The organism is Photobacterium sp. ABD4_091, from assembly GCF_056160145.1.
In genome coordinates, this window is sequence record NZ_JBSWWQ010000001.1 from 3,007,175 (window position 1) to 3,030,776 (window position 23,602).

At 47.3% G+C, this 23,602-nt stretch carries 16 protein-coding genes; 13 read left to right on the forward strand and 3 right to left on the reverse strand.

The features are described from left to right. Positions 1-57 precede the first annotated feature (57 nt). The 13 genes from ACXAGQ_RS13820 (at position 58) to ald (ending at position 18,625) form a co-directional block, all read left to right on the forward strand. Positions 58-1,674 carry a sulfatase-like hydrolase/transferase gene (locus tag ACXAGQ_RS13820; RefSeq protein WP_475254485.1) on the forward strand — a complete coding sequence of 539 codons (1,617 nt, stop codon included), beginning with the start codon at positions 58-60 and terminating at the stop codon, positions 1,672-1,674. A gap of 102 nt (positions 1,675-1,776) precedes the next feature. Beyond that, positions 1,777-2,454, forward strand: coding sequence for an SDR family oxidoreductase (locus tag ACXAGQ_RS13825; protein ID WP_475254487.1), 678 nt, complete (start codon positions 1,777-1,779; stop codon positions 2,452-2,454). A 119-nt stretch (positions 2,455-2,573) separates the two neighbouring features. Further along, entirely contained in the window at positions 2,574-4,397 is a 1,824-nt protein-coding gene (locus ACXAGQ_RS13830) for an ABC transporter ATP-binding protein/permease (protein ID WP_475254488.1), read from the forward strand. Between the two features lie 174 nt (positions 4,398-4,571). Beyond that, entirely contained in the window at positions 4,572-5,375 is an 804-nt protein-coding gene (locus ACXAGQ_RS13835; protein ID WP_475254490.1) for a MetQ/NlpA family ABC transporter substrate-binding protein, read from the forward strand. A 340-nt stretch (positions 5,376-5,715) separates the two neighbouring features. Continuing rightward, positions 5,716-6,723, forward strand: coding sequence for a putative 2-aminoethylphosphonate ABC transporter substrate-binding protein (locus tag ACXAGQ_RS13840; RefSeq protein ID WP_475254492.1), 1,008 nt, complete (start codon positions 5,716-5,718; stop codon positions 6,721-6,723). 124 nt (positions 6,724-6,847) lie between these two features. Continuing rightward, positions 6,848-7,870 carry a putative 2-aminoethylphosphonate ABC transporter ATP-binding protein gene (locus ACXAGQ_RS13845; protein WP_475254494.1) on the forward strand — a complete coding sequence of 341 codons (1,023 nt, stop codon included), beginning with the start codon at positions 6,848-6,850 and terminating at the stop codon, positions 7,868-7,870. A gap of 1 nt (position 7,871) precedes the next feature. Beyond that, entirely contained in the window at positions 7,872-9,590 is a 1,719-nt protein-coding gene (locus tag ACXAGQ_RS13850; protein WP_475254495.1) for a putative 2-aminoethylphosphonate ABC transporter permease subunit, read from the forward strand. A gap of 208 nt (positions 9,591-9,798) precedes the next feature. Further along, the gene (locus ACXAGQ_RS13855) at positions 9,799-10,680 is read left to right on the forward strand and encodes a LysR substrate-binding domain-containing protein (RefSeq protein WP_475254496.1); all 882 of its coding nucleotides are present in this window, start codon (positions 9,799-9,801) and stop codon (positions 10,678-10,680) included. Between the two features lie 137 nt (positions 10,681-10,817). Then, entirely contained in the window at positions 10,818-12,749 is a 1,932-nt protein-coding gene (locus ACXAGQ_RS13860; protein ID WP_475254497.1) for a methyl-accepting chemotaxis protein, read from the forward strand. 260 nt (positions 12,750-13,009) lie between these two features. Continuing rightward, complete coding sequence (locus ACXAGQ_RS13865; protein WP_475254498.1) at positions 13,010-15,967, forward strand: sensor domain-containing protein; 2,958 nt, start codon at positions 13,010-13,012, stop codon at positions 15,965-15,967. 66 nt (positions 15,968-16,033) lie between these two features. After that, positions 16,034-16,681: an HAD family hydrolase gene (locus ACXAGQ_RS13870; RefSeq protein ID WP_475254499.1), complete on the forward strand. Its 648-nt coding sequence runs from the start codon at positions 16,034-16,036 to the stop codon at positions 16,679-16,681. Positions 16,682-16,766: 85 nt separating this feature from the next. Then, a complete protein-coding gene (locus tag ACXAGQ_RS13875) occupies positions 16,767-17,033 on the forward strand; it encodes a hypothetical protein (protein WP_475254500.1) in 267 nt (88 codons plus the stop codon). A 476-nt stretch (positions 17,034-17,509) separates the two neighbouring features. Beyond that, positions 17,510-18,625 (forward strand): alanine dehydrogenase, encoded by a 1,116-nt coding sequence (ald, locus tag ACXAGQ_RS13880; RefSeq protein ID WP_475254501.1) that lies wholly within the window; start codon positions 17,510-17,512, stop codon positions 18,623-18,625. Positions 18,626-18,906: 281 nt separating this feature from the next. Here the strand turns inward: ald and ACXAGQ_RS13885 are convergent, their stop codons facing one another. The 3 genes from ACXAGQ_RS13885 to ACXAGQ_RS13895 all read right to left on the reverse strand — a co-directional run bounded on the left by ACXAGQ_RS13885 (position 18,907) and on the right by ACXAGQ_RS13895 (position 23,491). Further along, the gene (locus ACXAGQ_RS13885; RefSeq protein WP_475254502.1) at positions 18,907-19,071 is read right to left on the reverse strand and encodes a hypothetical protein; all 165 of its coding nucleotides are present in this window, start codon (positions 19,069-19,071) and stop codon (positions 18,907-18,909) included. Positions 19,072-19,161: 90 nt separating this feature from the next. Then, entirely contained in the window at positions 19,162-19,809 is a 648-nt protein-coding gene (locus tag ACXAGQ_RS13890) for a murein L,D-transpeptidase catalytic domain family protein (RefSeq protein ID WP_475254503.1), read from the reverse strand. A gap of 532 nt (positions 19,810-20,341) precedes the next feature. Beyond that, positions 20,342-23,491 carry a chitinase C-terminal domain-containing protein gene (locus tag ACXAGQ_RS13895; protein WP_475254505.1) on the reverse strand — a complete coding sequence of 1,050 codons (3,150 nt, stop codon included), beginning with the start codon at positions 23,489-23,491 and terminating at the stop codon, positions 20,342-20,344. Between the last annotated feature and the right edge of the window lie 111 nt (positions 23,492-23,602).

Here is a 23,602-nt window from a genome sequence, read left to right on the forward strand (position 1 = left end):
AGGGAGTTTTCCTTGCCTAACTTTTTAATGTAATTGCCTGTAATGTGTGAGAAAAAGATGTCGTTATTTAAGGATACTAGCCTCAATCACAAATTCCTTAACCCGAAGTTACGCCAAGGAAGTTATTGTGTCGATTCAACGGGCAGAAAGCCCAATATCATTTTCATTACTGTCGATATGATATCGCCAGATTGTTATTTTGATACAAGGCCGCTTTCCAAAGTGATTAATACGCCAAACATTGACTTGATTGCGGTTGAGGGCACACGGTTTAACCGGACCTATACCACGAGCCCTCTGTGTGGACCTGCCAGGGCCGCGATGTTTACCGGGATGCATCCTCCTTATTTGACAAATGGCGAGCGCGCCCCTTGTGGTTCACAGGTAGATTTGGGTGTCGATGATGTTATTTTCCAGGATTACCTGAAATCTGAAGGCTATGTACTCAAACATGCTGGGAAATGTCATGTCGGGGTCGATAAATTCATTCGTACTTTCGGAGAGAACTTACATGCTTGGGATCGGTGGGGCCCACCAGTTGCCGATGATGATCGTTACCTGGATTACCTCGATGCATTAAACGTGGAACCTCCGCGTTATCGTAGGGAGTTACGGGGATTAAGGGCTGATAAACAAACGCCAGCCAACTCTTTTGGCGGTTGGATAGAGCAAGCCGGTGGTACAGATTTCCCTAAAGAGGCCCATTATTCGACGTTTTTGGCTGATCTGACCATCCGTCAGATAAAAGCCGCGAAGAGGCAGGAGCCAGATAGTCCTTTCTTCGCGCAGTTGGATTTCTTCGACCCACATCAGCCTTACTCCATTCCTAGTGGATTCGAGTCCCGCTATGCTGAGATTAAACGGTCAGTTCGTTTGCCTGCGAGCTATGCCGAACTGCAGGAGAATGACACTCTGCCGGATAACCCAATTTATGCTTTATATCGAAAGTATTGGGGGATGTACGATGAAGAGACCGTCATCGACTATATAGCCGGGCACCTGCTACAGGTCGAGGTTATTGATTATGCGGTTGGTCGCCTAGTTGATTATTTGAAGTCTGAGGGGGTGTGGGATGACTGTGTCGTTGTTTTCTCAGCAGACCATGGTGATATGAATGGTCGGCTGGGAATGGCCGACAAAGGTGTCTATTTTCAGCCTGATATATTTTCGATTCCACTGTATATCAAACCACCTAAGGCTAACTTACCGGTAATTGATAATGTAGAAACGGTATGTTCGGCATTGGATATTGGCCCGACACTGTTGGCATTTGCAGGTATTGAAAAACCAAGCCATATGGAAGGAAGTGATTTGTCGAAAGTAGCAAGAGGTGAAGAAAGGGATCCTTTGGTACAAATCTTCCAGACAGGCATGCATGTTGGGATGAATTTAGGGGCAGCTATCCGACTAGAGCTATCTGGGAAGGAATGGTTCTACGGCTATAATGCCTCAACCGGCTATCAAGAATTGTATGATGTTGACGCTGATATACAGGTTAATCAGTTCTATGAAGAACAAGGGGAGAGCTTGCGGTCAGAGCTTGTCGAACAAATGGCGAAGGTATTGAGTTCGGATGTTCGCTGGCGAGGTTACTGGGCGTCATATCGGTTGCACAATATGGAATACTTACCTGACGATACCGGTGCTGATATGCAAATGCTCAAGCCTGTTTAGGGTTTAGGCTGGTTACAGTTAAATGCTCTCGTATTCTTTTATCTCCACAAATGTGACAGACTGGCAATTAGTTATAACCAAGGATTGTTGAGTAGGAATACAATGAAACGTGTACTAGTAACTGGCGCTACCAGTGGTATAGGGTACGAGTTGGCCAAGACGCTGTGCGAGAAAGGGCACAGTGTCGTTGCGACTGGTCGTAACTTGGCAAAGTTGGAAGAACTCAGTGAGCTAACTGGATGTCAGGTGGTGCAAGCCGATCTAAGTGATTCCCAGCAAGCCCTTGAGCTGGTGGACAAAGCTGTCGAGCTATTGGGTGGGTTGGATATTCTTATCAACAATGCCGGGATGAACTCCCGTAAATGCGGTATTGATGAATTCACATTAGAAGAGTTTGATTACCAGTATGCGGTGAACCTGCGTGCTCCTGCTGTGTTAAGTCGCGAAGCACTGAAAGTGATGAAGCCTTCCAAAAGCGGCCAAATCATCAATGTCCTCAGCACGGTTGCTAAGCGCTCGAATGAAACCATGAGTGTATATACCGCCATGAAGCAGGGGCTGGCAGGTTTTAGCGCTATTTTGATGAAAGAGGCACAGCCTCATGGCATCAAAGTCACCTCTTTGTTCCCTGGTGGTGCCGATACCAATTTCAGAGACGTTGACCGCCCGCAGTACATGCACCCGAAAAGTGTTGCTGACACGATTGCCGTGTTGCTTGAACTGCCTCAAGACGTGGTGATGCATGAAATGGTGTTTAGGCCGCCGGTTGAACTAGAATAATCCAATTGATAGAAGCCCCTGTAGAATTACAGGGGCTTTTTGTTCATACCAGTTATCTGATGCTTAATCTTCGTGCGCATAGTGATAAGCTAGCTATAGGGAAAGCAAAAGGCAGGCCTATGGAAACGTCTAGTCAAACTCAAGCATCGTCAAATCGTGATATTCGCGATGAATCATTGAAACCAAAGGGTCAGCGCAAGAGCCTCAGCATCCTGCTGGAGTTGGTGAAATTTGTGCAGCCTTATCGGGGCAGGGTTTTGGCCGCGCTGGTGGCATTGGTCTTTACCGCCTCGCTCACCTTATCGGTTGGTCACGGGGTGCGGATTCTGATTGATGAGGGCTTTTCCCAGCAGTCAACCACCGAACTGGCCAATGCCATTCAGTTTATCCTTGTCGTCACAGTGCTTATTTCGATTGGGACGTTCTTCCGCTTCTATTTAGTTTCTTCGGTCGGGGAGCGGGTCAGTGCCGATATCCGGCTGGCGGTGTTCAATCACGTCATCACTTTACACCCGAGTTATTTCGAGACCAATGGCAGCGGCGAGATCATGTCGCGCCTCACCACTGACACCACCTTGTTGCAGAGCATAATCGGCTCGTCGTTTTCCATGGCGATGCGCAGTGCCTTAATGTGTGCCGGCGCGATTATCATGCTGTTTGCTACCAATATAAAACTGACGTTAATTGTATTAGCATCGGTGCCGTTTGTGTTGGTTCCGATCTTGATTTACGGCAGGCGGGTAAGGGCGCTGTCGCGTAAAAGCCAAGATTCAATGGCTGATGTGGGCAGCTATGCTGGAGAAGCCATCGAGCATATCAAGACGGTGCAGAGTTATAGCCATGAAAAACAGGAAAGGGCTTCATTTGCAGATGAGGTCGAGAAAGCTTTCGATATTGGCCGCCAAAGGGTTAAGCAACGGGCGATTTTGATTTCTGGCGTGATAGTGATTGTGTTTAGTGCCATCGCCGGGATGCTGTGGGTTGGTGGCAGCGATGTCATCAATGGGGTGATGTCAGCGGGCGATCTCGGGGCGTTTGTCTTCTATGCCATCATGGTGGCTTCTTCGCTGGCAACGATTTCTGAGGTAATGGGGGAATTACAGCGCGCAGCGGGTGCAACAGAAAGGCTGGTTGAATTACTTCATGTCGACAGCCACATTGTTGCGCCTAGTCAAAACACTGCCTCGACCCAATCACTCTCGGCTGAAGTGAAGTTTGATGATGTGACGTTCTGCTACCCATCTAGGCCGGATCAATCCGCAATCAAGCAGTTACAGCTTACAGCCGAAGAAGGTAAGGTGCTCGCGTTAGTTGGGCCATCCGGTGCGGGCAAGACGACTTTGTTCGAGCTTTTACAGCGCTTCTACGATCCGCAATTAGGCAGGGTGATATTGGGCGGAGTTGATATCCGTCAGTTTGAGCCGGGGGAATTACGCCAGCAAATGGCACTGGTTCCTCAGCAACCGGCTTTGTTCAGCCATGATGTGTTCCACAATATCCGTTATGGGAACCCGCAAGCATCCGATGAGCAGGTGATTGAGGCGGCCAAGAAAGCCCATGCCCATGAGTTTATTCAAAACTTGCCGGATGGCTACAACAGCTTCCTAGGCGAGCGCGGGGTCAGGTTGTCTGGCGGGCAACGGCAGCGAATTGCGATTGCCAGGGCAATCTTGAAAGATCCGAAGATCTTGTTGCTCGATGAGGCAACCAGTGCACTGGACAGTGAAAGCGAATACCACGTACAACTTGCCCTTGAAGAGTTGATGCGGGGAAGAACAACCTTGATTATTGCCCACCGCCTTTCAACGATTCAACATGCCGATCACATTGCGGTATTCGATCAGGGGCAGCTGGTGGATATCGGTAATCATAATGCATTGATGCAAAGTAGCGAGCTTTACCAGCGCCTGGTAGAGCTGCAGTTCAAGCATATGAGAGGTTAGAATAGGTATATCTCTATTTGGAATAATAAATTTCATATGGGTATATAAAGGTGTGGATTAAGTGTTTGATTTATTGATAAGGCGCTATATCATGGACGTTCAGACGTCTAAATTAGCTTGTCTGAACTCACGCATCTAAGTAAAAAAGTAGAAATGCTTACTCAAGGAAGAGCCATGAAGAAATATACCAAGCTGAATCGATGGATAATTGCAGTCGTTGCATTGGTAGGTCTGACCGCTTGCGACCAGAAGGAATCGTCAGTGATTAAAATTGGTGCGACGTCAGGGCCGCATGCACAGGTGGTTGAAGCCGTCGCTGTTGAGGCGAAGAAACAAGGCTTGGATATCGAGGTGGTGGAGTTTTCTGATTACATCACGCCGAATGCGGCGCTAGCTGACGGCAGTATCCAGCTGAATAGTTACCAGCATCTGCCGTTTTTGCAGAATTTCAACAAGGGCCACAACAGCGACTTGGTCTCAATTGGTGAGTCGATCCTGATGCGGATGGGCATTTACTCCAACAAATACAGCTCGCTTGACGATTTACCAGCGAATGCCCAAGTTGCCATTCCAAACGACCCAACCAATGGCGGGCGTGGTTTGCTGCTGCTGGAAGAGGCAGGGCTAATTACCCTGAAACCGGATGTTGGCTTTACCGCTTCGCTGCATGACATTGCAGAAAATCCGAAAGGGCTGAAGTTTATAGAGGTTGAGGCAGCGCAATTGCCAAGAAGCTTGGATGATGTTGATGCCGCGGCTATTACGATGAACTACGTGATGTCAGCGGGCCTGAACCCTAAAGAGCAAGGCCTGTTCCTTGAACCAAAAGATGCGCCGCTTGCGGTAATGGTTATTGCTGCGCGTGAGGAAGATAAAACGAATAGCACTTACCAGAAAATCGTAGGCATCTTTCAGTCACAGCCTATCAAGGACTTCATGCAGGATACCTTCAAAGGGACCATTGAGCCTGCGAGTTAACGATATTTCATTTTGCAGAGCTGCTGTTGAGCACAAGATAGAAACCGGAGCCTTTTGGCTCCGTTTTTTTATTTTTTAGAGCTTGTATTCAGATATTAGGTGAAAAATATCGGTAGTCTTGATTTTTATAGTAGTAAGCTTTAGCTGGTTTTGGTGGTCTATACCATTGATAAATCGGCGCATTTCAATTTATGGTCTTTTCCATAAGCTGTGCTTAATCCTAAATTAAGAATTAGTTTATTCCCTTTCATTTCAGATTAATAAAGCCAACTTATCGTAACCGCAACTTTTGAAATACTCCCTTTTGTCATTGATGACACCTAACCGAAGGAACAAACACATGTTGAAGAAAGCTGCCGTTGGTATTCTTGCTGCCCTTGCCTCTAGCGCGGTAATGGCGAAATCTGAAGTAACGGTTTACACCGCATTCGAGTCTGACATGCTGCGTGATTACGAGCGTGCATTCAATGCCCAATACCCAGACACAAAAATTAACTGGGTACGTGATTCAACAGGTGTTGTAACGGCTAAGCTACTGGCAGAAAAAGACAACCCGCAAGCTGATGTGGTTTGGGGCCTAGCAGCAACTAGCCTGATGGTGCTGGACAATGAAAAAATGCTAGAACCTTATGCACCAGAAAACTTGGCTTCTCTGTCTCCGGCTTTCCGTGATACTAACGAAGTACCGCACTGGATCGGCATGAACGCTTGGATTGCAGGTATCTGTTTCAACACTGTTGAAGCTGAGAAGCACGGTCTTGAAATGCCAAAAACATGGCAAGATCTAACCAAGCCTGAATACAAAGGCCACGTAGTTATGCCTAACCCGAACTCATCGGGTACTGGCTTCCTTGATGTATCAGCTTGGCTGCAAACGTTCGGTGAAGATAAAGGCTGGGCGTACATGGATGAGCTGCACCAGAACATCGACCGCTACACGCACTCTGGTTCTGCGCCTTGTCAGCTAGCTGCAACCGGTGAAACGACTATGGGCGTCTCTTTTGCCTTCCGCGGTGCGAACCTTAAGAGCCAAGGCGCACCTATCGAGCTTATCTTCCCTGAAGAAGGTCTAGGCTGGGATATGGAAGCCGCAGCGAAAATCAAAGGTGCGAAAAACGCAGAAGGTGCTAAGCAAATTCTTGATTTCGCAGCGACGCTTGAAGCGAATGAGCTATACAACAAGGGCTATGCCGTAGTGGCCATTCCAGGTGTTGCCAAGCCGGTTAAACACTTCCCTGAGAACCCAGAAGCGCTGATGATTGAGAATGACTTCGCGTGGACAGCAGCTAACCGTGACAACATCCTTGCCGAGTGGGCAAAACGTTACGACGGTAAAACTGAAAAATAATCACCTTTGGTGATGGCTGGGGGGCTTAGGCCCTCTGGCTTTTCTCTTTTTTCTTACTGCATTTGAATCGTCCGTAGGTTTTGTACCCATTGGCATTCCTTATTTTGTTTTAGGTTATTTTCCCATGTCTGCTCAGAGCTACTTAAGTATTGGTAATGTCGTTAAAAAATTCGATCAATTTACTGCATTGAATGATATTTCCCTCACCATTGAACAAGGTGAGTTCGTCTGTTTCTTGGGCCCGTCGGGCTGTGGCAAAACGACGTTGCTGAGAGCGATTGCAGGCCTCGAACTGCCAACAAGCGGTAAGATTGTCCAAGCGGATAAAGACATTACATTCTTGCCTCCTGAGCAGCGTGATTTCGGCATTGTTTTCCAATCCTATGCCTTATTCCCTAATCTAACCGTGGCTGACAACATCAGCTTTGCCTTGAAAGAGCAGGGGCTTTCTAAACAAGACGTTAAAGCTCAACTGCATAAATGGCTAAAAATTATTGATCTTCCTGATTCTGGTAATAAATACCCTTCACAGCTATCAGGTGGTCAGCAACAGCGGGTCGCGTTGGCACGTGCCTTGGTACTGCAACCTGGCCTTCTGCTACTGGATGAGCCACTATCGGCACTCGATGCCAAGGTCCGTACCCATCTACGCAGTGAAATCCGCCGAATCCAAACAGAGTTGGGTATTACCACCATTATGGTGACTCATGATCAGGAAGAAGCGCTGTCGATGGCCGATCGCATCGTGGTGATGAATCATGGAGTGATTGAACAAGTAGGCACGCCGCAGGAGATTTATAACCACCCAGCTTCTGAGTTCGTTGCCCGGTTTGTCGGCTCGATGAACTTTATCCCGCAACACCATCACATTTTGCAGTCAGTGACACTGCCGACGATTGGCCAAACTGCGGCATTACGTCCGGAAAATATCACCCTCTGTCACCAGCAAGAAAGCAACGCCAATATTATTGCCTGTGAGTTCCTGGGGCCGATTGTTCGCACTACATGTTATGTGGATGAAGAGCTGACCTTGCTGGTGGATCTCCCTAGCGACCACTATTCACAGCTGGGACTTCACATCGGAAGCCGGGTTCATGTCGGCTTTGAAAGCGATAAGATCCAATTGTTCATGGCGGAGGCAGCATAATATGACCTCAACAGTTATGACCCCCCCTCGAGTACACAAGCCGTCTCGGCTCGGATTGAAAAGCTTTAGCCGTGATCAGTGGGTGATGGCAGTACTGCTCTGTTCGGTGATTGGCCTAATGACTGTCGGGCTGGTACTTCCGCTGCTGAGTATGTTGCTGAAAAGCCTTTACAATACCAGTGGCGAGTTTGTTGGCCTTGCTAACTACATCCAATACCTCAATACGCCAGCCCTCAGCCAATCGTTGTCAAACACCCTGACAATGGGCGTTGTGGTAACCCTTGTTGTTGGCATCCTCGCTTTTGGTTATAGCTTTGCCTTAACCCGTACCTGTATGCCGGGCAAGACACTGTTCAAAGCACTGGGGTATTTGCCGATCCTGACGCCGTCTTTGCTGCCGGGTATTGCGCTGATTTACTTGTTTGGTAACCAAGGTGTCGCTAAGGAGCTGTTGCTGGGGAGCAGTATTTATGGGCCGATTGGTATCGTACTGGGTTTGGTGTTTTGGTGCTTTCCCCATGCAATGATCCTGATCTCGACCGGGTTGGCCAACTCTGATGCCCGCCTCTATGAAGCGGCGAAGGTGCTGCGCATTCCAGCCTGGAAAACGTTTTTTGTTGTTACGCTTTCTAATGCCAAGTACGGCCTGATTTCGGCACTGATTGTTATTTTTACCTTGGTAGTCTGTGATTTTGGTGTCGCCAAAGTAATTGGTGGTCAGTACAACGTGCTGGCGACGGATATCTACAAGCAAGTTGTCGGTATGCAAAACTTCTCAATGGGGGCGGTAACCAGTGCGGTGTTGCTGATCCCAGCATTGGTCGCGTTTGCTATTGACCGTTGGGTGCGTAACAAGCAGCAGCAAATGATTTCGACCAGCGCTGTGCCTTATCAGCCTGAGCCAAATAAGCTGCGTGATGGCGCTGCTTTTGTTTGGTGCGCATTGATTTCAATTTGTATCCTGACTGTGATTGGGATGGCGATTTATGGCTCTTTGGTAAACTTCTGGCCGTACAACAAAGCAATTACCCTTCGTCATTATGATTTTGAAAATTTAACGGTTTACGGTTGGATGCCGTTCTACAACTCGATCAAAATGGCATTGCTGGCAGCAGGGATCGGTACTGTCCTGACGTTCGTTATTGCGTATGCGGTTGAAAAAGCCAGTGGCATGCAGCGACTTCGCAGTTTGATCCACCTTATTGCTATGTTGCCGATGGCGGTACCGGGGTTGGTTCTAGGCTTGGGTTATATCTTCTTCTTCAATGACGTTAACAACCCGCTGAATATGATCTACGGCACCATGACTATCTTGGTCGTCAATACCATTGTTCATCTGTATACCGTGGGTCACCTGACATCTTTAACCGCATTGAAGCAATTGCCAGCGGAAATTGAAGCAGTTGCCGCTTCTTTAAAAATCAGTCAGTTTAAAGCGTTCTGGAAAGTCTCTGTACCAGTGTGCATGCCTGCTATTCTCGATGTCTTTATTTATATGTTCGTGAATGCGATGACCACGACTTCCGCGGTTGTGTTCTTGTATTCCACCCAAAATATTGTTGCTAGTGTTGCAGTTATGAATATGGCTGATACTGGGGCGATGGCTTCAGCAGCAGCGATGGCGATTATGATAATGGCATTGGCCGCGCTGGCTAAAGTGTTCCACTTAATCGTCAGCCATTTCTTGATTAAGCACACCCAGCGATGGAAGATCCGCTAGGAAAAAGCTAACGGCTCCAAGAAGTATCACAAGCATAACCGCCTCCTGCATAAAGGGGCGGTTTTTCTTTTATGGTGAAAAATGCTTTGAAAATGCGGCTAAAAGAGGGAATTTAAGGTGAATTCATCAATATTTCATCTAGATAGCATTGACCGTATATATTTTTGCTATAGGTTGTCAGCGTCAATATAAACAGACAAGGATGCCTATGTTACCGCCTTTACGTGCTCTCGTGGTTTTTGAAGCTGTAGCGAGACTGAGATCGGTCAGCTTGGCGGCAAAAGAGCTTAACGTGACGCAAGCAGCCGTCAGCCAGCAAATTAAATTGCTGGAATCTTTTTTTGACCTTCCTTTACTGGAGCGGGGGCGTGCTGGAATGACACTGACCCATACCGGTCAACAATACTTGCCGGTGGTATCCCACGCGCTCTCTCAATTAAAAAATAAAACCCGTTCGATATTAGGCGAAGAAAAAGCCGAGGTACTGAAGATGCGGGTAAATAATAGCTTGGCACAGGAATGGCTATTGCCTCGCTTGTCATCATTTTATCGCCAGTATCCGTTCATCAGGGTCGATATCGAGACGGTAGACTGGCCATCCCGAAACCCCTGTGATTCAGTTGATGTCGAGATCACCAATGGCCGCGATGAGAGCGCCAATATCCAGTCAGAGCGGCTATTTAATGAACATTGGTACTTGGTCTGTAGCCCAGACTATTTTCATGAGCATAAACAAAAGCTGGAGTGCTCTGAATTACATGGTCTATCTGCTATTCAGGTGAAAGGGTATGAGAGTGACTGGTATTCCTGGCTTGAGTACCATGGCCTTTCTTCATCACCTCCCACTGTTATCCTTGAGGTCAATAATTCACTGCAGGCAATGCAGGCCGCTAAACATGATGTCGGATTACTGATGGTGCGTTCACTGCTAGCGGAGGGGATGCTGGAAAAAGGGGAGCTTGTTAGGGCTGTTCCCGGCTCTATGCCCGAGGAAAGAGGGCATTACTTGATCACTCAAAGTAAGCGCTCGCCAAAGGTGCAGTTATTTTGTGACTGGTTATATACCCAAATATCCCTTACCACAGGGTGAGGTGGGAATGTCTTGTACCAATGAGTTTTTGCCATTAAGCTCGGCTAAATATCAGATAAGATTTTCTTAATTTCCTATCAACGACTGGTCATGTTCAGCGTTTAAAGTCGCTGAAAATTATTCAGCACTCTATGACTATGAACCCATTTTTACAGCGCTTCTCTTTGAAGTATCTTATTTTATTTCCAGCGATTGTTGCCAGCGCCTGCTTTTCTGTCTTGGTTATTATCAGCCAGTTCTCGTTTAATCAATTAGATCACCATGCCGAGACCATCAGTGATACCACGCAAAGCTCTCAGTTAACTGATCTGCTCAGCGGGCATCTCAATAGCTTACAGATACATTACCAATTAGCAGCGTCAGATGCCTCTCAACTTGAATCTGCTCAGCAAAGGTTTGAGCAAATAGCCGCTGAGATGAATTCCCCCTTATCTGCATTGGCTGCCTCTGGGGGGATTTCTGCTCCCGTATTGCTTGAGTTTGAGCAGATCATGTCGACCATTCCATTGCATTACTCCCAGGCTTTCGAGCTGCATCGGGCTTTTAATGATGCTTACCTCGCACTACCAGGTCTTATCGAGGCTATCCGTGATGCTGATGTCACTATTTCATTTGCCTTTACGCCTGCTTCGTTTGCGCCTCTTTGGGTGAATGCTCAGCGAACACTGTATGCCGAAGCCGGATCTGCATTGGTGCATAGAGAGCGTTATTTTTCCGCTATGCAACCTGAAAACGCTCAGCAAATCGAAGCGAGCTTAGCAAAAATGCGAGAGGCGATAGCCACATTGCCCAATAACCCTGCAGAGGGAATAGTGGAAGAAGATATTGAGGTTTGGCAGCAGCAACTGCCAGTGATGCGCCATGCCGCAGAGCGCTACCAAACGACAATGTACAATGTGGCAGATAGCTTAGAGCAGTTGAGTCGCCTCGCCAATGAGTTAAAAGTCGCTGCGATATCAACCTCTACAGACGCAACGGAAGCAAGTCGTCTGCAGGTTGAACAAATTCGTTCATTGATGCTGATGGTCGTTTTGCTGAGCTTAGTGGTTTCGGTCGCCAGTGCCTTGGTGATTTCAAGGGCGCTTGTGAAACCATTAGAGCTATTGGGAAGCGTTATCTCAGCGCTTTCGAAAGGCGATCTGACCCGCCGCAGTAGACTTCAGTTTAGTAATGAATTAGGCCAGTTGTGCAGTCATACCGATAATACGATTGAATCATTATCTAGTATGGTCAAAGCCTTGGTTGGGATAGGGCAGAACGTTTCAAATAAAGCACAAGTGCTTGCGCAAAATACCTCGGAGTGCGAGTCGACAGCAACAAATGTACTGCAAGAAGTGGCCAGTATTTCCGCTTCCATGACACAGTTATCTGCAAGTGCGGTTGAAGTAGACTGCCATGCGAGAAATGCCGAACAATTGGCGGGTATAGCCCAGACTCTTGGCACCGAAAATAGCGTGCATGTTAATGATAGCGAGCAGCTTAGCCAGAATATGGAAATACAATTAGCCGAATGCTCGGCATCGGTGATTGAGTTGTCAGATACCAGTACAAAGATCGCAGAAATCATTCATTTAATTGATGGTATTTCTAGCCAGACCAATCTATTAGCACTGAATGCCGCTATCGAAGCAGCACGTGCTGGCGAACATGGTAGAGGGTTTGCTGTAGTGGCTGACGAAGTACGCGGATTGGCAGGCAAGACCCAAGGCTTGACTCAAGAAATCCATGAAATGATCATTGAGTTACAGAGTCGGGCACAATCGGTCAAAGAGGTTGTTGAGACCAGCGTTGAGTTGGTTGGTGATAATCGGCATTTAGCACAGACAAGCCACGCCAAAATGAGTGAATTGGATGGTGTCATCGCCCAGGTGGTAACTATGAGTACAGAGATTGCTACTGCTGCCAATGAGCAAAGCCAAGCCCTCAACGAGGCCAATGAACATGTGGTTTACGTGAACACGGCCATGAGTGATATTTCAGACAGGCTAAATGCAACGCACTCAGCCAGCCAAGCTTTGAGTGAGCTTTCCATAGAACAAAAGAGACAGCTTGCCGTATTCGTTTTGTAGGGCGATTTAGGCGGTAGCTTTTTACGGAGCTGCCGCCAATACGTTTATGCGACATTGGAATACACAACGCATTTCGCATGTTATGTAAACGATTGGATTTCATTAGAGTGATGTTAATCAATGTTTTGCTATATCGCTTTTATGAATGCACTGGATGGCTTTTATCTCAAATTGTCATGGGGTAAAGTCCGCAGCGGGTGAATGATAGTGTTATCACTATTCGAGCTGTATATGTGCTCTTGGTGATAATGAAAATGCTGATGGATGACAATAAAATAAATACCTTTAACCAACTTAGTGGAAAAGCTCTCTTTGATACGGTTGGCCAAAGTTTGTATGAAGCTTTTGCTATCGACAACGTTCTCATCGGATCGATAAGCGAAGACAGTGAAAGCGTACATATCCTCTCGAATTATATTCAGGGCGAAAGTGGGGAAGCCTACTACTTAACATTGTTGGGAATGCCGGAAGCGAAACTCGTTAACAGCGGGGAGCCAGTGATCATTTTAGCTGGCTTTGATAAGGCATACCCTCAATATTCAGAACGGTATGGAAAACCTGCTGAAACCTATATTGCCATACCGCTCTTTGCCCGAAACCACCAATTGGTGGGAGTTCTCTCTTGCCTAGTCAAACGTCCTTTCCACGCAGTTGAAGCCCTGCAAGAGTATTGCTCAACGTTTTTAGCCCACCTTGGCAACGAGATCGGTTATGAAGCCCTACTGATGCGTCAGTCTCAGTTGCAGTGGCAGCTCGAAGAGGGGCAGCGAGTTGCAAAAGTCGGCAGCTGGATTTGGAATCTGCAAGAAGAATATTTTGAGTGGAGCAAAGAAGTCTACCGTATCTATGACATCAAGGATGAGTCGATATTACCGACGCTGTCGCTGCTGTCGGCATTGATCCACCCCGAAGACCGCGAATGGGTGCTCGATACGCTTAATCGCTCGATAGAAAGTGACGCAGTAAATTACAATTTGGTGCACCGAGTACAGCTTTGGGATGGTTCAATCAAGTACCTGCGCAAGCGCGCAGAAGTGTTGCGTGATAGCCAGAGCAAAGCGACAGAAATGCGAGGCACTGTCCACGATGTGACGGACGTTTATCAAATTTCTGCCAAGCTGAATAAAGCTTCCCGCCAGCTGTCAACCACCTTCAACTCTGTGGATGAGGGGATTTGGGAGTTCGACCTGGAGCGAAGGGAGCTCGCCACATCCGCCAAGTTCTGGCATTTACTCGGCCGTGAGAAACCGATGGATGGGGATGATTTAGAGATTTGGTTATCTTGCATTGTTGAAGAGGACCGGGATGAAGGTGTCGATTATTTTGACCGTTTTATCCAGCAGCAGCATGCCTCGGTATTTCAGTTTGAGTTTCGGCTGAAACCGAGCAGTCGAATTGCGGTTAATGGCAATGAATGCTGGCTAACTGTCAAAGGCAGCATTGTTGCTCGCGATGAGAATGGGAAGCCAACCAAAGTGGCGGGTATCCAGAGGGATATTACCCATACCGTCGAAGCCAAGCGCCAATTGGATCGGGCGCAGGTTGTATTTGATAACACATCTGAATGCATTTTGATCACTGACAAAGAGAACAAAATCATTTCGGTAAACCGGGCATTTGAAGAGACAACTGGCTACCGAGAAAAAGAGCTGCTTGGCCTGTCACCGAATATCTTGTCATCAGGGATCCATGATGCAAAGTACTATCAGTTTCTCTGGCACAACCTTAACCGTCATGGGCACTGGAAGGGGGAGGTCTGGAACCGTCGCAAGAATGGAGAGATCTACCCTGAAGAAATATCGATCAATGTGATCCGTGATGATAATGAAGAGATCATCAATTACGTGGCCGTTTTTCGCGATATAAGCCACTGGAAAAAAGCAGAAGAGCAGCTGACGTTTTTTGCCTATAAAGATCCGCTGACTGGCCTGGTCAATCGCCGTAGTTTCGTGCAGCGGGTGAAAAAGCATATTGCATCGATTGATGACCAGCGGGCTCAATCGTTCTCGTTATTGTTCATCGATATGGACGACTTTAAGTCGCTTAACGATCTATATGGCCATGATTTTGGCGATAAGGTGCTGGTTCATATTGCCAGTTGCCTGAAAGGTGTGTTTCCTGTGGCTGATGATATCTGCCGCTATGGTGGTGATGAGTTTTGTATCCTTTTACCGGAAACAACGTCGGGAGCCGCCAGGATATGGGGACAACAAGTCGTCGATAGTGTTGCTGAAGCTTTTGTGCTTGATGATATAGAGGTGAACACGACGGTCAGTATTGGCATTTCGACGTACCCGGAGAGTGGCGAAACCCACACGGAATTGCTCAAAAATGCTGACTATGCCATGTATAACATGAAGGGGCAGGGAAGAAACGGAATTTGCCAGTACGACAGCGCGCTTCAGTCTGACTACATAGAAAAGCTAAAAATGCGGGATCGGTTGAAAAAAGCGATATCCGATGAGCTGCTGACGGTGTACTACCAACCTGTTGTTGATGCACAAACGGGTCATATTGGCCGATTTGAAGCCTTGGTAAGGTGGACTGATGAGGTTGAGGGGAACATATCACCTGCTGAATTTATTCCGGTTGCAGAGCGCTATGGCTTGATAAGGCCGCTTGGCGCATTTGTGTTGCATCAGGTATGCCGCGATCTGAAGCAGCTTCATCAGGCAGGGTTTGCGGATGTGACAATAAGCATTAACCGGTCGGTGAAAGAGTTTATTAGCAGTAATGGGCTGCCCCCGATATGGGACACCATTGAATCCTATGGACTACCACTGAAGTCTATCGTGGTCGAAATTACAGAATCAACAGCCTCAAGTGAAAGTAATGATATCCAGTCTCTGCTGACGTCGTTTAAACAGAGAGGGATTGAAATTGCCCTTGATGATTTCGGTACCGGTTATTCGTCATTGAGTTCGGTGGTAGAGCTGAGACCGAATATCATCAAGATTGACCGTAGCTTTATTGAAGAAATTGATAAGCAGGACAACCGGACTTTGGTGTCTCTGATCATTGATTTGAGCCATAAGCTGGGGATACAAGTTGTTGCCGAAGGTGTCGAGACTCGCAAACAGCTCAATATTTTACGAGAGATGAATTGCCACTTTGTTCAGGGCTTCTTCTACAGTCCTGCTGTTCCTTTTACGAGCTGTATTTCAATCCTTGAGGGGCAGTTGCTAGGTGAAGCATTGGCTAAGCAGGCAATCAAGTAAACTTGACTTGGATTTGTCGGGGGCAACTGAGTAAGATGGCGGTCTTGTTGTTCGTGGAGTAGGCCCATGCAGGCAGTTTGTTTTGATTTTGATGGTACTTTGGTCGATTCTGAAATTTTCCATGCTCAGAATTGGAGCCAGTACCTGTCGGGCTTGAATATTGATATCTCAGCACATGATTTTTTGGCTGATTTCGCAGGTGTTCCTTGGGAGAAAGTCGCTAACCATTTCTCTTCTATTGCTGTCATTCCCCATAGTACACCGACAGTTGTTCGTGACATGGAGCGGTTGACTTACCAAGCAATCATGGAAAGAGGGATCCCGGCTAAACAGGGCGCTTTTGATTTGATTAAATCTCTCCATGGCTCTCGCCCTCTGGCTGTGGTAACCGGCTCACCGAGGGTTTATGTCGAGGGGATTTTAGAGCACCTCGGCTGGCTGCATTTCTTCGATCATGTGTTTTGTGGTGACGATGTCACGCATAACAAACCTGCACCGGAAATCTACCAACTGGCTTGTCGTACTTTAGGCGTACCTGAGCATCAAGCTGTCGCAATTGAAGATAGCCAGACCGGGGCACAATCAGCGCATAGTGCTGGGCTGAGGCTGGTCGTGGTCAATGACTTGCATCCTTTTGGCGCGGAAATGACACCTTATCGCTATGACAGCTTGATGGAAGCACAGGCGCAGCAGGCTAAATGGCTTATCGCCTAACCCTTGTTATATTGCCTATGATATAACCGAGGATTGAAAGACTTAAAACCCCGGCCAATATATTGGCCCAATTGTAGGCATTGTTATGCAAGACGACGATATCATGACTGGCGACATGCTAGTTCAAACCGTAGAGAACCAGTTAGAAGAAGGGAACCCTATCAAGGTTAAAGAAACCTTGATGCGCTTGATGATGGCGGGTACACCGCGGGAGGAAGCGGTTCAAATGATTGCGTGTGCACTTTCAATCGAAGTGTTCGATGTCGCCAAAAATGGCGGCAGCTTTGATTTGAAACGATACAGTGAAAACTTAAACGCTCTACCAGATATGCCTTGGGAGTTAGAAGACTAACTTTTGGTTTAGCTCACAAAAAAGCCGCTTTTAGCGGCTTTTTTGTTGCCTGTATGTTTTGGGTTTGTTTTGCGTGTGGTTTCCAGATGCCAATAGGGAAAATAGCGGAGCTTGATAACAAAATAGAGAAAAATGTCGCCCGAGGCGGTTGTGATGTCACTTTTTATTAATTAAGTGCTTGAAAGCAACAAAAAAGACGAGACTTTTTTCGTGCTAGTCTAGCGTATAAAACTGCTTTTATGGTGTTCTGGCGGTTTAAGTCACTGGATAATTGATAAAAGGTAGTCTACTGGTCTGGTTTGTTGTTATTTGTTGGTTTTTTCTTGTGTGACTAAGCTCAAAAACAGTTTCTTGTGCTGGTTTGGGATAAAATGCCAGTTTGATTTGTTGGTTATTAGTTAAAAAACGGTCACACATTCCAGGTTTTTTTCTTTATTGTGTATATATCTTTTAACGAGGCAGCAAGGAAACAAAAGATGATTATTGGTGTACCTAAGGAAATCAAAGTTCACGAATACCGTGTGGGTATGGTTCCAGCTTCAGTAAGCGAAGCTGTTGCTCATGGACATAAGGTGTACGTTGAGACCAATGCAGGTTCTGGTATCGGCTTTAGTGATCAGGACTACATTGATGCAGGTGCCCAGATTCTGCCGACTGCAGAGGCGGTTTTTGCAGAGTCAGAGATGATTGTAAAGGTTAAGGAGCCGCAAGCTGTAGAGCGTGCAATGCTTCGTGAAGGCCAAATTCTATTTACTTACCTTCACCTTGCGCCAGACCCAGAGCAGACTCACGACCTGGTCAACAGCAAGGCAGTGTGTATTGCATACGAAACCGTGACAGATGACAAAGGCCGCCTACCACTATTGGCTCCAATGTCCGAAGTTGCTGGCCGCATGTCAATCCAAGCCGGTGCACAGGCACTTGAGAAATCACACGGTGGCCGCGGCATGCTACTTGCGGGCGTACCAGGTGTAGAGCCAGCTAAAGTTGTTATCATTGGTGGTGGTGTTGTCGGTGCAAACGCAGCGCAAATGGCGGTTGGCCTGCGTGCTGATGTTGTTGTGCTAGACCGTAATATCGACGTATTACGCCAGCTTGATGCCCAGTTTGGCGGTTCTGTACAGTGTGTATACTCAACCAAAGACGCAATTGAGAAACACGTACTCGAAGCTGACCTTGTAGTAGGTGGTGTACTGGTTGCTGGTGCTGCCGCGCCTAAGCTGGTAACAGCTGAAATGATCAAGAAGATGAAGCCAGGTGCTGCGATTGTCGATGTTGCCATCGACCAAGGCGGCTGTGTTGAAACTTCTCACGCAACGACTCACAGCGACCCAACATACATTGTTGATGATGTTGTTCACTACTGTGTGGCTAACATGCCAGGTGCTGTTGCTCGTACATCAACCTTCGCACTGAACAACGTCACTCTGCCTTACATCCTTAAGCTGGCGGACAAAGGCTACAAAGCAGCGCTGCAAGAAGACAAGCACCTGCTGAACGGTTTGAATGTTTACCGTGGCCAGATCACTTGCGAGGAAGTGTCAGAAGCATTGGATCTTCCATACCTAGCACCAGAGAAAGCGCTAGCTTAATCTACACTCGCGAACATCAAATCCCTGCTCAGGCAGGGATTTTTTTTGCCTGGCGTATACTTAGAGGCGAGAATCCGATAATTTCTACGGTAGATAAAGCGTTATATTTGTCTTTGAATTTAATTACTTACTAATGAATAGGAGCAAATATTAAATGAGTTTGTTCACTATTTATAGATGGCAATTAATCTTCAGGGGTGTTTACTGATTGCTAATTTAGACACGAATGTAAGAATTAAAAATAATTAAATACAGAGATTTAAATTAAAACATATGACAATTTAGCCATTGATGTTCGCATAATTAGAGAACAGGCTAAATAGCCAATAGCCAATAGCCAATAGCCAATAGCCAATAGCCAATAGCCAATAGCCAATAGCCAATAGCCAATAGCCAATAGCCAATAGCCAATAGCCAATAGCCAATAGCCAATAGCCAATAGCCAATAGCCAATAGCCAATAGCCAATAGCCAAATAAAAAAACAGCAGCCTAATTAAGCTGCTGTTTTTCAATCGATAATACAGGGATGTCGAATTTACGCGTGGGCGTAGATAACGCTGCCGCCTTTAATGGTGTCGATAATTTCCCTTGAAAGCTCTGGTGGTAGCGCCGGACAACCCCAGCTACGGCCAAGATAACCGTGGCGGTTAACGAATGACTGGGTAGCGTAATCGGCACCGTGGATGACGATGTAGCGTTGGCGTGCCTTGTCGTTAACACCAGGAGTCAAACCATCAAGGCGTAGTGAATAACCATTGCCACCGTAGTAGGTGGTGTCGGTGAGGAAGGTGCCAAGAGATGTCTGGCGGGAGTTCACAATGTTGGAGAATTTAGTCGCATTTTTACCACCGCTGTTCACGCCGTGTGAAACGAGAGTACGGTAGAGCAACTTGTTTTGTTGTAGGTCTACTACGAAGAAGCGCTCCTTTGTAGAAGGAAGGCTGTAATCAATGATTGTTAAGACCGGTTTTTTACGGCCTTTAGTATTGTAATAAGCCTCGTAAGCTTCTTTAAATACTTGATAGTTAATAACACCATTTAATTTGGCTTTGTTATAGGCATCTTTTACTAAGATGTCCGCTTGTTCTTTTTTAGCGTAAGGCTGGCTAGATATAACACTTGCGGTAGCCTGCAACGGCAAAACGAATAGTGCCATTGCAAATAGTACGGTTAGCTTTTTCATTGTCCCTGTAAAATGTTCAATTATGTTGTTGATATTGGTTGAGGCTGACTTTAACACAAAAAAATCGACATTTAAGATCGGTTTTCGCGTGAGGTGAATGTGATAAAAAGCAAAAAAATTCTGTTTTATTGTTTCTTCTTGCTCAAAAAATAATTGATTACAAGTAATTAAAAGCGATTGTCATTTTTATATTAAATTTTGTCTCAAAGGTGAAAAAATCAGCCAAATTGGTCATTGTTACATTTTCCAATATGATAATGCCTTGTTTGATAAAGCCAAACTACGTGTCATATTTTGAAAACAAAGAAATGTTAGCTGTTTGACTGTTTGGTTGAAAATTGAGCGCTTTATCGCATTTTTTTACTTACCTGATGGCGGGTTTATCGCGCGGTTATTAGCTTTGTTGAATATCTTGGTGTTGAGTGGAAGGGCATTTAATGGCTTTTTTGCTATAAGAAGTCACTGAATAAATGATGTTTTGAACGAAAAATGCGCAGGAAATACTCTGCGCATTGTTTTCAAAGCTCAATGATTAAATTGTACACACTGTTGACCAGCTGCCATCGCTGCCAGGTGTTGAGCTGCTCCACCAGTTGGCTTGGTAAACCACGCCGTTGTGGATAATCTTATCACCCTGGTTGGCATGGCTTGGGTTGCCTGCCCAGTCGGTTTGTGGCCAGTTAGGGTAGGTGTTGATGCCTGCTGTGTTACACGTACCGTCACCGCCTCCGTTATTGCCACCACCATTACCGCTGCCGATAGTCCCTAGCGGTAGGTCTGGCTGCTCGGACTTAAACGCGTAATCCTTGCCGTTGATGTTCACGCTATAGTTGGCAGGGCCTGAGATCGGTAGGTAGTACACCATATCCAGTTCGTAGGTACCGCCAGCTGGGAGGCTCTTCCAGGCTGGAAGGGTAAAGGCAACCCGGTGCATCAAGCCATCAAGGCCGCCAATGTTGTTGGCACGGCTATGGCCTGAAGCGATGACTTTCAAGCCTCCACCAGATTGATCCTTGGCGTTGTCCGGCGCCGATGTTGGAATATCGAACTGGAATTCCGTGCCGCCCGGGATATCTTGCCCAGTATTGTTGGTGAAGGTGACTTTCGGATTGATAGGGTAGTTCTGGTCGCCTACTTTAAAGCCAGATACATCGACTGCAATATCCAGGGCTTCTGTTGGGATCGCACCGGTTGCTACTTTGTTGCCATACGGTGTTGCTGACTTGAATTTCTCGTAGATGGCTTTGGTCATGGTGCTACCCATGTGGTATTCGCCATTGCCGGTCTTACAAGCATTTTCGGTCGCATCGACCGATGTACGGTTGCCGTTAGCATCAAAGATGTAGCAGTTATAGTCACCGGCTAACTCCCAGAACATGATCCCGCCAATTTCTTTGTCAATCACGTAATCGGCTTTGACATTGATAGAAGCCTTGTCTTCCGTGGACAGGAATACCTTCTTGTCGGCATTCCAAAGCCAAGGAGCGACGGCAACACTGTCGTAGTTACGGGTATACGTACCGACTAGCTGATGCTCAGGGTTGTTGATAGGGTCTAGGTTATAGGCGGCGGTATAGCTACCAAAAATACCTTGTGCAAGGTTCATTGCGTGCCACATAGGGTTAGAGCCTGCGCCCATCTCGTCACCGGCAGCATTCTTGTCATGCCACAGGTTATCGATGCCCACGGCACCATGGCCACAGTTGTTCTTCTCGCCTTCACCCGTACCCGGTGCGCACTGTGATTGGTTAGGAAGTGCTGCACGGCCCCATAGCCCGTTTTCACCGCCTGTCACACCCTGCCAGCCACGTGTATAGTAAGGTACCCCGATGTTAATCCGGCCTGCAGGCATCGAACCACGGAAGTAGTGGTATGCCCAGTCGGTGTTGAGGTAGCCAATACCACCATAGGCTGCGGTGCCATAAACATTCCATTGCGCCAGCTCAGAGTCCTTGCCGGTGTCGAACAATGCCGCATTGTGTCCAACGTGGTCGTTCCAGGCCCCATGCAGGTCATAAGACATGATATTGACGTAATCGAGGTACTTGGTGACATCAAAGTCTTCCATACCACGCAGTAGGTAGCCTGATGACGGAGCCGCGATGGTCAGCATGTAGTGGATACCATCTTGTGCTGAGGCCTGGTCAAGTTTGTGGCGGAGTACCTTCATCAGCTCTTGGTAGGAAGCCCATAGGTAAGCACGGCGGGGCTCCATAAAGGCTTTGTCATCCGGATTACCGGCCCCAGCCATTGATGTTGGGTATTCATAGTCGATATCGAGGCCATCGAACTGGTACTGGCGCATCATTTCGACTGCGGAAGTTGCGAACTTCTCAATGCCGGCATGGTTGATCGAGCCATCCGCGTTGGTGGTCATGGTGTAGAAACCACCGTCTGCAACACGGCTGCCGTCAGCACCGAAGTGCCCACCCGTTTCCGCCCAGCCGCCGATGGAGATCAGGGTTTTGACATCGTGTTTCTTCTTGTAGGTAGCAAGTGCACCAAAGTGCCCCTTGAACCCTAGGGTCGGATCGATTTCGACACCTGGCCACTCTTTGCCTGTTGCAGGGTTAGTTGGATCGGCTATGTCACCAACATTGACTTTTCCGTCACTGCCAATGCTGACAAAGGCGTAATTGATGTGGGTGAGCTGCTCCCATGGGATGTCATTGACCAAGTAGGAGGCTTGCGGGTCATCACCGCTACGCCAGCTAGTGAAGTAGCCGATAACACGCCTTGGGTGGTCGGCGCCCATGATTTCCCGGCCCTGCTCATCGTAGATAGTACAGTAAGGAACATTGACCCCTTCTGTTTGGTAAAGCCCGTCTGGGCGGCAGCTTTGGGTCGCTATTCCACCGTTGACCGTCAATGTTGCCAAGCTGGAATCCGAGGTGGCACCAAGATTGTCAGTTGCGCGGGCAAATAAGGTGATATTGCCAGACTGGGTTGGGGTATAGGCTAATGTATATGGAGCGGTTGCAGCGGTGCCAACCAATGCGCCGTTGGCAAAAAAGTCTACCTTCTCGATAGTACCGTCGCTGTCGGCTGCAGCTGAGCTGAGGGTGACTGCTGAGCCTAACTCAACACTGGCTGCAGAAAGGGACAGGCTGACAGTTGGCTGCTCATTGGCTGTTTCCTGAACAACGATTGCCACTGTTGACTCAGAAGTGGCACCTTTGTCATCGGTAACGACAGCTTTTACAACTTGGTTGCCTTTAACCGCGGTCCAGTTAATTTCATAAGGGGGCTGGGTGGCATTACCGAGCTTAGTAGCGCCGACATAAAAATCTACGCTGGCTATTGTGCCATCTTGGTCAGTCGCATCAGCTTTGATAGCCACTGTGTTGCCGACGATGAATTGGCTGTTTTCTGCCGGGGAGGTTATCGCAACAACAGGCAACTGGTTAGTGGCTCCGGTGCTACAGTCATCCACAAAGCTCCACTCCTGATGAGAGCCTGAGTGGGCCGAAGGGGCGTTGCCTTTTGTCCACCAGTTAGCTTTATAGACCTTGTTATCTTCTTGAACCTGAGCGCCGCCGGTATAGGCCGTTGCGCTATTCCATGGTTCTATATCTTTACATTCCATCGCTGCATGGGCATTCATTGCCGCCATGCATGAAACGGCGAGGGTACTGAGCTTGAGGACTCGAGTGATCGCCTGTCCTTGTTTCGGGTGTTCCATTGATAATTCCTTTGTTGTAGATACGCGTTAGTTGAATTTGATTACGGCATGTTGGTCTTATGTTGCGCCGTGAAAAAAGTATATGAAGAATATCTCTACAGGCAGGTGATT